Origin of the sequence: Aliivibrio sp. S4MY1 (genome assembly GCF_028765545.1) — a bacterium.
In the GTDB taxonomy this organism is placed as follows: domain Bacteria; phylum Pseudomonadota; class Gammaproteobacteria; order Enterobacterales; family Vibrionaceae; genus Aliivibrio.
Genome location: NZ_JARACP010000002.1, coordinates 335985 through 348204, shown reverse-complemented (window position 1 = coordinate 348204; position 12220 = coordinate 335985). Strand labels below are relative to the sequence as shown.

The 12220-nt window shown below is 37.5% G+C and carries 10 protein-coding genes and 1 riboswitch; of the genes, 5 read left to right on the top strand and 5 right to left on the bottom strand.

Annotation, left to right across the window (positions count from 1 at the left end; all coding sequences use genetic code 11):
• Positions 1-126: 126 nt before the first annotated feature.
• Positions 127-1497: an L-serine ammonia-lyase gene (locus tag PVK71_RS04025; RefSeq protein WP_274417589.1), complete on the top strand. Its 1371-nt coding sequence runs from the start codon at positions 127-129 to the stop codon at positions 1495-1497.
• 82 nt (positions 1498-1579) lie between these two features.
• Here PVK71_RS04025 and PVK71_RS04020 read toward each other — a convergent pair whose 3' ends face one another.
• The 3 genes from PVK71_RS04020 to PVK71_RS04010 are packed head-to-tail and all read right to left on the bottom strand — an operon-like array spanning position 1580 to position 4325.
• Entirely contained in the window at positions 1580-2371 is a 792-nt protein-coding gene (locus tag PVK71_RS04020) for an ABC transporter ATP-binding protein (RefSeq protein WP_443111701.1), read from the bottom strand.
• Positions 2368-3408 (bottom strand): FecCD family ABC transporter permease, encoded by a 1041-nt coding sequence (locus PVK71_RS04015; protein WP_274417590.1) that lies wholly within the window; start codon positions 3406-3408, stop codon positions 2368-2370. Before PVK71_RS04015 ends, PVK71_RS04020 begins: the two co-directional genes overlap by 4 nt.
• Positions 3408-4325 (bottom strand): ABC transporter substrate-binding protein, encoded by a 918-nt coding sequence (locus PVK71_RS04010; RefSeq protein ID WP_274417591.1) that lies wholly within the window; start codon positions 4323-4325, stop codon positions 3408-3410. Before PVK71_RS04010 ends, PVK71_RS04015 begins: the two co-directional genes overlap by 1 nt.
• A 63-nt stretch (positions 4326-4388) precedes the next feature.
• Positions 4389-4455, bottom strand: a riboswitch (cobalamin riboswitch).
• Between the two features lie 127 nt (positions 4456-4582).
• On the opposite strand from PVK71_RS04010, the gene PVK71_RS04005 reads away from it, so the two are divergent.
• Together PVK71_RS04005 and PVK71_RS04000 are read left to right on the top strand one after the other, a co-directional pair.
• On the top strand, positions 4583-5119 hold the full coding sequence (locus tag PVK71_RS04005) for a cobalamin adenosyltransferase (RefSeq protein ID WP_274417592.1): 537 nt from the start codon (positions 4583-4585) through the stop codon (positions 5117-5119).
• 588 nt (positions 5120-5707) lie between these two features.
• A complete protein-coding gene (locus tag PVK71_RS04000; protein WP_274417593.1) occupies positions 5708-7111 on the top strand; it encodes a sensor domain-containing diguanylate cyclase in 1404 nt (467 codons plus the stop codon).
• Positions 7112-7153: 42 nt separating this feature from the next.
• Here the strand turns inward: PVK71_RS04000 and PVK71_RS03995 are convergent, their stop codons facing one another.
• Complete coding sequence (locus tag PVK71_RS03995; RefSeq protein WP_274417594.1) at positions 7154-8347, bottom strand: MFS transporter; 1194 nt, start codon at positions 8345-8347, stop codon at positions 7154-7156.
• 114 nt (positions 8348-8461) lie between these two features.
• Here PVK71_RS03995 and PVK71_RS03990 point away from each other — a divergent pair, with 114 nt between their 5' ends.
• Together PVK71_RS03990 and PVK71_RS03985 are read left to right on the top strand one after the other, a co-directional pair.
• Positions 8462-9331: a LysR family transcriptional regulator gene (locus tag PVK71_RS03990; RefSeq protein ID WP_274417595.1), complete on the top strand. Its 870-nt coding sequence runs from the start codon at positions 8462-8464 to the stop codon at positions 9329-9331.
• A 212-nt stretch (positions 9332-9543) separates the two neighbouring features.
• On the top strand, positions 9544-10155 hold the full coding sequence (locus tag PVK71_RS03985; RefSeq protein WP_274417596.1) for a toxin-antitoxin system YwqK family antitoxin: 612 nt from the start codon (positions 9544-9546) through the stop codon (positions 10153-10155).
• 89 nt (positions 10156-10244) lie between these two features.
• Here the strand turns inward: PVK71_RS03985 and PVK71_RS03980 are convergent, their stop codons facing one another.
• Positions 10245-12200, bottom strand: coding sequence for a CHASE3 domain-containing protein (locus PVK71_RS03980; RefSeq protein ID WP_274417597.1), 1956 nt, complete (start codon positions 12198-12200; stop codon positions 10245-10247).
• Positions 12201-12220: the final 20 nt, after the last annotated feature.

Genomic DNA, 12220 nt, shown 5'->3' with positions numbered 1-12220 from the left:
TTAATGTTAATTCCGCCTCCTAAAATCCACAAAACAACTAAACTTAATTATTATAATAGTAAAACCAGTAAACGATACTCACTCATTTATGGTTTCGGTTTTGCTGCATTTAAATAGGTAATGTCTATGCTGTCTATCTTTGATATCTATAAAATTGGCGTTGGACCATCGAGCTCACACACGAATGGTCCTATGATCGCTGGGTACAATTTCACCCAGCTTCTCCAACCCTATTTAGCACAAGTCACTCGTGTTCAAGTTGATTTATATGGTTCGCTCTCACTGACGGGGATCGGCCACCATACTGACCGAGCGACCATTTTAGGCCTACTGGGTAACCGCCCTGACACCATTAAGATTACCAGTGCTAATTTAGCCATGAAAAAAGCCATTGACGATAAAGTGCTTCATATCGCAGGTGAGTATGAAATCACCTTTGATTATGAAACGGACATGCTTTTTCATCAAACCAACTTACCATTGCATGAAAATGGCATGACTATTTCAATTTTTGATGCCGCAGGACAACAACTTGCCATCGAAACCTACTACTCTGTTGGTGGCGGTTTTATTGCAACTGCTGATGAATTAATCAATGGTAAAAGCACCACTGATGTTAACGTTGAATTTCCATTTAAGTCTGCTGATGAGATGTTAGAAAAAGCAGAAAAATATGGGTTAAGTTTAGGAGGCCTAGTATTACGAAACGAAGTCGCCTTTCAACCAATGGAAGCGATTGATGCGAAAGCCGACCAAATCTGGAAAGTCATGTCATTGTGTATGGAACGTGGTTTTCAAACTGAAGGCATTCTTGATGGTGGCTTAAACGTGGTTCGTCGTGCCCCTGCGTTATTGAAAAAACTAGAAGCAAACGCCTCTATTGAAAACGATCCAATGGAGATCATGGATTGGATTAACTTATTTGCTTTTGCAGTAAGTGAAGAAAATGCAGCAGGCGGACAAGTTGTTACTTCTCCAACCAATGGCGCAGCCGGTGTTATTCCTGGTGTATTGATGTATTACCATCGTTTCATTAAAGAGCTTGATACAAAGCAACTAAAAGACTTCTTAGCGGTATCTGGTGCAATTGGTATTTTATACAAAACTAATGCTTCCATTTCTGGCGCTGAGGTAGGGTGTCAGGGTGAAGTCGGCGTTTCATCATCGATGGCAGCAGCAGGGCTAACCGCACTTCGCGGCGGCAGTAATGAACAAATTTGTATGGCGGCTGAAATTGCTATGGAGCATTCGTTAGGTATGACGTGTGATCCTATTGGTGGCCTTGTTCAGGTGCCTTGTATCGAGCGTAATGCAATGGGTTCAATGAAAGCAATTAACGCCTCTCGCATGGCGTTAAAGCGCACTAGTAAATGTCTTATTTCACTCGATAAAGTGATCGATACCATGTATCAAACAGGTAAAGACATGAACCGTAAATACCGTGAGACATCACTTGGTGGTTTGGCATTAATTCACATGGCACCACCGTGTGAATAATTTCATCTAACCAATAAACAAAAAATCTAGAGCCACTCTAGCGGGGCTCTGGATTTTTTATAGTTACTATCTAAATATTGAATTACTTTTTATACGGCGACACTATTGTATTCCCTGTCACCGTATGATGCGACACCATGACTAGATCTTGATACAAAGTTTGAATATTCTCTTCACTCAACACCTCATTTGGCTTACCTTCTGCCATCACTTCACCTTGGTTAATCAAGATGAGTCGATCACAAAATTCTGCCGCAGTGTTTAAATTATGAATAGCAACCAAGGCAGACTTTCCGTTTTGGCATTCTTGATAAAGCACATTCATTAACTGCGATTCATGACCAATATCCAAACTGGCCGTTGGCTCATCAAGCAACATTAATGACGTTCCTTGCACTAATGATCGCGCAAAGTGTACTAACTGTTTTTCACCACCAGATAAATCAGTCACTGTTCGATTATGTAAATGCCCTATTCCAACTCTCTCTAATGCAGCTTTGCTTTGCTCTTTAATCAGGTCTGTTGAAATTACTTCTTGTTGCTGACGTGCATGAAATCCAAAACCAATGGTTTCCATCACGCTAAATGGAAATGCGGCTTCACTGTATTGAGGTAAATAACTCATACTTAATGCACGTTCAATATGAGAAAGACTCGATAGCGATTCGCCTTTAATTGATATCTCCCCCTGAGAATAGGCTTGAAAACCACTGATGCATTTCATCAAGGTACTTTTACCAGCACCATTAGGGCCAATAACACCAACTAACTCACCCGCATTCACAGAAAAAGAAATATCTTTTAATAGCGCTTTTGAACCAACTTGATAACTTAGGTTTGATACGTTTAGTAACGCCGCTGTTGAATTCATCATGCTAAACGCCCTTTTCTTTGGAATCGAATAATTAAGCCTATAAAGTAACAGCCGCCAATAAACGAGGTAATTATCCCTGCTTTCAATTCATTTGGTGCGATAATCCAACGACCTAACAAATCACATAAAAGCAAGAAAATAACACCAAAAATGGCAGAGAACGGCAACAGTTTTTCATGTGCAGGGCCCACTAATAAACGCACCAAATGCGGCACCATCAAGCCAATAAAGCCTATAGGTCCGGCAATCGCTATCGACATCGCAGTAAGCAAGGTAGCAAACATCAATAGCTTGAATCGAGTCTGTTTTACATTAAGCCCCATTCCGTGTGCACTTTCTTCACCTAATGCTAATAAATTTAAGGCTCGACTTTCTTTTAATAGCAGAATTGAAACAATAATAATGACAGGTGTTGGCCACAATAAATGTTGCCACATACGCCCATCCAAACCACCCATTGCCCAAAAGACAAACTGACTGACTTCATATTGCTGAGCCATTAATAATAGCCCCATGCGAGCGCCACCCAATAAACTAGAAAGCGCCAAGCCCGTTAAGATCAAAAACAAGATCTGCGAAGAAGAACTGCGAGAAGCCAATACATAGATAAATGCTGACGCCGCCAATGCCCCCACTGTAGTAAAAATCGGTAGCCACATCGGGTTCATAAATGAAAAGCCCGTGACTATCGCAATTACCGCACCAAAACTACTGCCAGAACTCACTCCCAACACATCTGGACTTGCTAATGGATTTTTAAATAAACCTTGAGTACATGCCCCAGCCAAGGCCAATGCACCACCAGCAAGAATAGCGGCGCACGCTCTAGGTAATCGAATGTGCATAACAATCGCAGAGGCTAATGGGTATTCCTTTGCTGCGAATTCGCTACCATTAATCAGGTAACTCTTAAACATCGCCAATATATCGAGAACTGGGATATGCACCGCACCAAGGCTTAGATACGCCAAAAACAAACCAATAAAAAGGCTGGCTGAGATAATAATTTGAAATGACGTTAAACGATAAAAAGGCATTAAGGTCTCTTATACGCAGAATGATTAACAAAAAGAACAGCATCAATAATGTACTGACTATAAACGCTTCTTAATACATGAGGCATTTGATACACACGCCCTTCTTTAATAGCAGTGACTGATTGCAAAGAAGGATCAGACATTAAATCTTGCTTGAACTGCTCTGCTCCATTGTCATCGCCATAAACCCAAGCAGGAATAAACAACACATCCGGATTAAGCACAATCACCATTTCTTTTGATACTGGCACTTGGCCGTATTTATCACTGACTAATCCTTCAATCGCATTATCTAGATCTGCTTGCTTTAATACTTCATCCCATGTGGAGTCTTGTCCACTAGAGGTTCCCCAAGGGTTGTAATCTAACGCTGTTAATCTTTGTTTTGGCTTAATCACATTTTGAGTTAATCGTGCTTTCATTTTAGCAACGACTTTTTTAGCCGCTTCGCTTTTGTTAACTATTTCACCAACATGTAAGATCTCAGCTTCGATCTCTGCGATCGTTTTAGGTGTTTGAATTCGATAAACCGGAATGCCCGCACTTTCAATAATCGCTAACTTTGATGCGTCACTCCAGTTCGCAGCAAACACAATATCAGGACGATTAGCAATAATCATTTCTACATTCAACGCCAATAAAGGCACTGATTTTGGAAGAATGTCTTTTACCGCTGAGTAATTAGGGTTATTGGCTAAATCAGTCAAACTGGAGAGTGAACTATCATCCACCAATTCTAATAACACAGCATCAGTAAATAGGGTTTTAGATGAGATTTTCTTAGGCTCTTGTTCAATAACGACAGAGTTCCCTAAGCCATCAACTACGCTTAACGGATAAATAGTCTCTGCCATCGATGAAAAAGAAAACAAAAAAGAAGAGGCAATAATAAATGATTTTAACGCAGGCCAGCGCATGAAAACTCCTGTAAATCGCGTACATTATAGCTCTGAGTAATAGAGCATAAAATTAAGCACTTCGTATCTGACTCAAATCCCGTTGAGACTTTCACAGTGGCGCGTCCGTTACGGATTCTCACCGTATTCCGAAGTGGTCGATATTGTACGTCGCTGCGATAATATATTCTATCTATTAAACTCAGATTATCTCGCTATGTTTTCTTAGCTCATGGTAAAGTGTATTTCTTCATAACCCACTAATAAGTAATGTAACTATGACACTAAAAGCATCAGGCGTGGTTGGTGAACTTTCATACCCTTTCATTTTTGAAGACAGTCCACTGTGTGATTTTGAGATCTTAACCGATGAGTTATGCGCCTATACTGGTTTGGCTCTTTCTCAAATATCAAACCAAGAAGTTCGAGAATCCTTAGAACGTTTACAACCTAAAATATTTCATTTAAATGGTTCAATACGTGGAAAGTGCGGTATTTTTGAAGAAGATGTCCAAGAACTACTCGCAGAAATGTTCGCCTTTAAAGCACAAGTCGAAGATAAAGAAAAACGCTTTGTTCTTCCTCGTGGCACAGGCCCAGTTATTCAACTTCATCAATGCCGTAGTTTAAGTAAAAAAGTGGTGCGAGCGTTAGTTCAAGTGGATAAATTAACCACAAAGAAAATCCCAGAAACACTCCCTCGCTTTGCCAATATATTAGCAAACTACTACTTTGTATTGACTCGAGTATTAAACCAAGATGCAGGGATAGAAGAGCCTGAATACGTTAGTATTAATTACCTTAAACCTAGTTAACCTCTCACACTCCGCCCTAAAAACTAGAGAGATTAAACTATTGAATTTAAAGTCTTTTAAATAAACCCAATACTTACGCTCTCTATTTTCATTTCATTCGCTCCATACCTTCAACAAAAAAACAAAAGTTAACCAAAAAACAATGATTTTGCTAATTAATTGTAATATCCTTCCCTCATATAGAAAGATAATTAATAACAAACAATGCCTGAGCACTATGGTTAAAATTAATTCCTAAAAATAATACGATTTAGGTCAATTTTTATTCCATTTTCTACGATTTTCCCATTGATAGAATTATTCATATACTATAAAGTTCGTCGACCTATAACACCCATAAATAATACTTCACGCAAAAACAAGTGCTGTGAAATTGTTTGTTTTGTTGATTTTAAGTTGAGTAAATGAAGTGATTACATTTAATAAGTCCAATAATCTATTTTTTTGGTCACGCTTTATCATTTTATTTCTGTGTTTATTTTCTTTTATATTTTTTACTTCTATAAACACTCGGAAAGTGAAATAAAAATTAATCAAATAAAAACAGAACAGAGATCCCTCGTCTCCGCTCAGAAACAATATATTGCGATGGCCCTCGACAACATAGGGAAAGATCTTCTCTTACTGTCTGACTTTATTGAAATCAATAAAGCCTATGGAAGTGATGATAAAAAACTGATTAAACGAGCAGAGCTAAATACACTTGCGTTAAGCTTTAGAAAGGGGCTTTATGACCAATTACGCTACCTTGACCTTGATGGTAATGAAGTTATCCGTATTAATTATAATAATGGCATTCCTACTATTGTTCCTAAAAATCAGTTACAAAACAAACAGGACAGATATTATTTTCAGGATAGTCTGAAATTAAAAGATGGAGAGATCTACATATCTATCCTAGATTTAAATATTGAACATGGAAAAATAGAACAGCCATACAAACCAATGATTCGTCTAGTCACCCCTATCTTTGATGAGTATGGGGAAAAACGTGGAGTAGTAATACTAAACTACCTCGCAGAATATTTAATTGATGGCTTGAAGCTTTTCTCATTAGAGCAAAAAAATCATCATATGCTTATTAATAGTGATAATTACTTTCTAATTTATGATAAAAGACCAGAGTTAGAATTTGCATTTATGTTTGGCGAAAATAAAGATAAAAAATATTCTGCTATTTATCCTAAGACTTACAAATGTTTCAAAAATCGTCAACAAGGACAATATAGTATTGGTTCTGGAATACTCACGTTTGATTCTGTTTTTTCATACCCTGAAAATCTAAAATCAGACAAATATGTATCTATTATCAATCAAGATACCTGTTGGCGACTCATTACCTTTGTTCCAAGTGTTCCTCTATGGAGTTTAAGTGAAATGAAGGGAAATGAATTACTCATCGTGATTAGCTTACTAATTTTCTCTGTAATCATTTCTTTACTTATAGCACAACTACAACTTAAAAAGATAATGAACAACAATGAAATCAATAAGTTAGCACATCATGATGGTTTAACTGGATTAATAAATCGTGGTTATTTTAACAAATTATTCCACTGGAAAATGCAAAGTGCCCGAAAGGACAATACTAAATTAGCATTAATCTATATCGACTTAGATGCTTTTAAAGATCTTAATGATAATTTTGGTCACAGTGCTGGCGACTTAGCCTTAAAAGCAATTGCTAAGAATCTACACAATGTCTTTTCGGATAACGCTTATGTTGCCCGTCTTGGTGGAGACGAATTTGCCATACTTATTTACGATCTCACAACTCACCAAACAGTGATTGAACAAGTAGAGAAATTTATTAAAAACAACAATGAACCATTAATACTAGAGGACATTTCTTATCACCTAAGTACAAGTATTGGTATTGCGTTCTTCCCTGAGCATGGAGGCTGCATTAATGAAGTTATGCACAATGCCGATGCTGCCATGTATGATATAAAACATTCAGGAAAAAATGGCTTTAAGATTTTTGAATTATAGAATCTAAAAACATTAAAATAAAAATACAATAACGTACTGCGACTATGCCCATACCTCCTTGGTATGGGCATAGTTATATAAACGCCAGCATAATCCAAAAATAACGATATAAAGCACTGCAGCTCCAAGAACAACACTCTCCCACCCGCCATGTTGCCAACAATACATCAAATAGAACCCACCTAAACTACCACTGACATAGTAGTGTACTAGGTATAATGCGGTTGCCGTCGATTTCGCCGTCTCTGCTTTTTGGCTCACCCAACCATAAGCGAGTGAATGCGTAAAAAAAGCACCAAAACTCAATATATTCAAGCCAATAACAATCGCAGTCAATGATTCAAAACTGGCGATCCCCATTCCAATTAAACTCAACAATGTTCCTGCTAACATACCCGATACCGCATTAAAATGCTGACACCATAATCCAACTAAACGGGAACTCACTGTGCCTGATAAGTAGCAAAGAAAGATCATAGAAGTCACGCTTAAAGGCAACGAATAAGGTTTAACAATTAAACGAAAACCAGTAACGGAGTATAAGTTAACAAACAAAGCAAAATTAACCCCTCCAATCAGCATAGCCAAAAAGAGTTGCTTGTTTCTTAAATGCTGAACAAGTACACGATGATAATCAGAGACTGACCGTTTTTCAGTTTGCTGAGCTGTGTCTTTTGGCAAAATTAGAGCAACGATAATGGCACCAATTGCACTTATTAGAGCCATCAAGATCACTGCCATTTGCCAACTAAAATGATCTGTTATAACACCGCCAAATAGTCGTCCAGAAATCCCTCCTAACGAGTTAGCACTAATATAAGCACCAATGGCATAACTAAACGCTTGAGCAGTAAACGCATCTGCCATATAAGCGACTGCAACAGCCGCAAAACCAGCAAGTGCGATACCCATTGCTGCACGACTTAAAATAAGAACAATAAGGCTATCGGTTAATAATGAGGTCACTCCAATGACAGGAAGCATGAATAAGCTCAATAAAATCACTTTGCGTCGACCAATGAAATCAGACGCTATCGCCCATGGCAATAAACTCAGAGCCAGCATTAATGTCCCTGCAGCCAACAACCAATTGATTTGAGTCGCAGACACCATAAAATGATCAGCCAATACTGGCAACATAGGTTGAAACAAATACAAATTACAAAAGACCAAAAATGATCCAAAAGCCAATGCGGCACTCACTTGGTAATACGCCTTACTACGAAATTCAATCATCTCAGTGATCATCATCAGGAAAAACAATATCAAAACAGTAGCAAGTTCATTGAAATAGTGAAAATATATAATAATTATTGATTTGATAGTTTTTAGTTATGGTGAATTTTTAAGATGGACACAAGATTACTAAAGTATTTTGTTGCAGTTGCCGAGCACCAAAACATTACTCATGCGGCGAATGCGTTGCACATTGCTCAGCCAGCACTAAGCGTTGCCATCAAAAAACTTGAAAGTCAGCTAGAACTGGAACTCTTCCGTCGTCATGAACGCAGAATAACCCTTACTCATGAGGGAGAAGCCCTACTTAAACACGCCAAACTTATCTTACAACAGTTGGATGATGCGACTTTAGCTATGAAGGAACTAAGGGGATTAGAAAAAGGCGAAGTTCGATTAGGCGTTCCAAGCATAATGGGAACCTATTATTTTCCCGATGTACTGATGGCCTTTAAAAGTCGCTATCCAAAATTAAAACTCACTATGGTAGAAGCAGGCGCTCAATCAATTCAAAAAATGTTGCTTGATGGGGAGATTGATCTTGGAATTACTCAAGTAAGAAACTTACCTGACGCGCTGGATTCTGACCATTTATTACGATCTCAAATGGTTGCAGTGGTGAGTCCTGAGCATGAGTTTGCAACCAAAGACACTTTGTCATTTAAAGAATTTTTCTCTCAAGAATTAGTCATGTTTAAACAAGGCTATTTTCATAGAGAAAGGTTAGACGCTATTTGCCAACAACAAAAACTGACCGCTAATTTCTCTTTTGAAACCAATCTATTACCAGTAATACTAAAAATTGTAAAACGAGACTTTGCCATTAGTGCCTTGTTAGAACTCGCCACCGAGAGCGAGCCAGACATTGTCTCAATTCCCTTTAGTGAACCTATCTTTTTAGATATTTCAATTGCATGGCGAAAAAATGGTTATCTATCAAAAGCTGACCGGACTTTCTTAGAGTTTGTGAAAAATAATCATTAAAGCTACCTTAAGAAATACGAAAAGTTCCCTAAATTGACACCTCATAAATGAAAAGTATGACTACAAAATTCGGTACTGACATTAATAAAAATAAGTGGAATATTGAATATCAGCTTAGCTTCACATCAAAAAATAAAAATGATGAAAGCGATATAAGTAAAAAACAACATAGCCATTCAATGTGAAATATTCGCGAAAAATGAGGTATCACAATGAAGAAATATATCCCAGTTTTACTTGCTCTAAGTACAGTGTCTGGTGCCAGTTACGCAGCAGCAGCACCAAAAGACAGTTCTGTTGATTACTTACAAATGCGTAATGGTGTAGCTTATCAAGTGAACCAAGAAAGTCCATATACAGGAGCGTTCGTTCAAAAATACGATAATGGACAAATCTCGACCAAAGCGCAATTCAACAAAGGATTGGAAGTCGGCACCGAAAGTAATTGGTATCCAAATGGTCAAATGGCCTCAAAACTTAATTATAAAGATGGCAAGCTAAATGGCCAAATGCAAACTTGGTATGCAAACGGCCAAAAGAAAACAGAATTTACTTACAAGAATAACCAGCTAGATGGTCAAGCGACTCGTTGGTATGACAATGGCGAGAAGAATTTAACCATCAGCTACGATGATGGTAAAAAAGACGGCCAATACACCAGCTATTATGCTAATGGTAAGAAAGCGACCCAAGCCAATTATGACGATGGTAAAATCAAAGATGGTTCATTAACCCATTGGAACAATCATGGCGATAAGGTAGAACAATTAACCTTCAAAAATCAAAAAGTCGTTTCTGAACAAACATGGTTACCTGAGAGTTAATAATAAAAAAGACTATCAAAATAGATAAAAACCCTCAGTAATCTTATTTACTGAGGGTTTACTTTATTGAATAATAACCAACTCAATAACTACATCTTAAATTGCTTAACTGTATCATTTAAAACAATAGATAACTTAGCAAGGTCTTCGCAAGACTTAACGGTTTCCATCATAATATTATGATTTTCTTGAGAAATACCATTCACCGCTTGCATACTCTCATTCACCTGCTCAGTAGCAACACTCTGCTCTTCTGATGCACTTGCACTTTGCGTGTTCATATCATTTATTTTAGTAATTGATTCTGTAATCGCAGAAAACGCATCACCTGATTTATTAGCAGAGTCGATACTTGAAGTTAATAAACTAGTACTCTGCTCCATGCTGGTTACAACACCATTTGTTCCACTTTGAATTCGATCAATCAGGGTATGAATTTCAGTTGTTGATTCTTGAGTTCGTTTAGCAAGAACTCTCACCTCATCGGCAACGACTGCAAAGCCTCTACCTTGTTCACCGGCTCTTGCTGCTTCTATCGCTGCATTTAGTGCAAGCAGGTTAGTTTGCTCTGCAATGCCCCCAATAACCTCTAAGATCTTACCAATATTATTGGTTTCTTCTGCTAGATTTGTAATTTGAGAAGCAGTCTGTTTTATCTCTTCATCCAATTGCCCAATATGCTGAATAGTATTTTGAATTACACTAAATCCTGCTTGTGCCTCTTCATCTGCATTCGTCGCAACATGTGCTGCATTAACCGTATTTTGAGATACTTCTTGAACAGCAATAGACAGCTGTTGCATTGCGTCTGAAATTTGCTCTGTTCGACTTAGTTGTTCTTTAGCGCCATTACCTGTTTTATCCAGTGCATTGCTCAGATAACTTGATGATTCATTCAACTTATTACTGGTATCTGCTATTTGACCAATCACTTCTTTTAGATTATTTGATACCGTTTGAATGGCAAGTAACAGTGTTCCTGCCTCACTGCCTCCTTGTTTACCAACATTGATATTCAAATCACCAGCGGCTAATTGCTTGGCATAATCAACCGCTTTTTGAATTGGTTTTGTAATACTCATAGCTGTAAAGTATGAGAAAAGAAGCGCTAATATAACAACAATTACACTACCAAAAATAATGACATTATTTGCTATTGTTGCCACGTTACTTGATTCAATTTTTCTTTGGTCCATCAAACCCGCTTCAATATCTATAATTGTCGAAACCTTCTTACGAAGATCATCCATATAGATTTTGCCCTTCTTCTTATTTAATTCAGCATAAAGATCTGACATTGTTTTATAGTCAGTTGATTTTTTTACAAGGAGAATGGCTTTTTCACTATAATCATTTATCCATCCATTTACATGCTTAGATAGTGCCGTTCCTTCTATAAATTGATTCTGTTTTTTGATCACTTCTAGTCCCGTATAATACGGTTCTAAATATTGTTCTTCACGATTAAGAATATAACCTCTTAAGCCTGTTTCCATATTGACCATCGCATTGATGATAATATTCCCAACCATTCCAAAGCTTCGTGTATCGACTTCTGCACGCAACCCATCCATTTTATTTTTGCCAATACCCGATTGAATTAATTCCGTTAGCTGATTATTTACACCCTCTCCTTGCCTAATATTTCTTCTTAGCTCAATAATTGATTCTGCATAGTTTGACCAATTCTGAGCCTGAGTAGAAACCTCATCAAAACGTACCTGTTGTGCTGGATTATCCGATGTTAACGATTTTGATTTTTGCAAATAGGTTTTAAAATCAGCTTTACCTGCTATATAAGGTTCTAAATAATCTTCTTGACCGGCAATAGCAAATCCTCGCAAGCCAGTTTCTTGATTGACCATTGAATTAACAAGACCTTTACTATTTGCGATAACCTCTTCGGTATGCTCTACCCATTCAGAGGCTTTTTCCATCGTCGAAATTGATTGAAACACCACAATATTTAATGCAATTATTAAAAAACAAATCACAATATTACTGCCTAATAGTCGCCCTTTAATTGATACATTAGCTAAATCCATTTATCTCACCCAATCTTATT

Coding starts and splice junctions, on each gene's coding strand:
- PVK71_RS03985 (WP_274417596.1), top strand. CDS start 9,544: ATGAAGAAATATATCCCAGTTTTACTTGCTCTAAGTACAGTGTCTGGT.
- PVK71_RS04000 (WP_274417593.1), top strand. CDS start 5,708: ATGGCCCTCGACAACATAGGGAAAGATCTTCTCTTACTGTCTGACTTT.
- PVK71_RS03995 (WP_274417594.1), bottom strand. CDS start 8,347: ATGATTGAATTTCGTAGTAAGGCGTATTACCAAGTGAGTGCCGCATTG.
- PVK71_RS03980 (WP_274417597.1), bottom strand. CDS start 12,200: ATGGATTTAGCTAATGTATCAATTAAAGGGCGACTATTAGGCAGTAAT.
- PVK71_RS04020 (WP_443111701.1), bottom strand. CDS start 2,371: ATGATGAATTCAACAGCGGCGTTACTAAACGTATCAAACCTAAGTTAT.
- PVK71_RS04005 (WP_274417592.1), top strand. CDS start 4,583: ATGACACTAAAAGCATCAGGCGTGGTTGGTGAACTTTCATACCCTTTC.
- PVK71_RS04025 (WP_274417589.1), top strand. CDS start 127: ATGCTGTCTATCTTTGATATCTATAAAATTGGCGTTGGACCATCGAGC.
- PVK71_RS04010 (WP_274417591.1), bottom strand. CDS start 4,325: ATGCGCTGGCCTGCGTTAAAATCATTTATTATTGCCTCTTCTTTTTTG.
- PVK71_RS04015 (WP_274417590.1), bottom strand. CDS start 3,408: ATGCCTTTTTATCGTTTAACGTCATTTCAAATTATTATCTCAGCCAGC.
- PVK71_RS03990 (WP_274417595.1), top strand. CDS start 8,462: ATGGACACAAGATTACTAAAGTATTTTGTTGCAGTTGCCGAGCACCAA.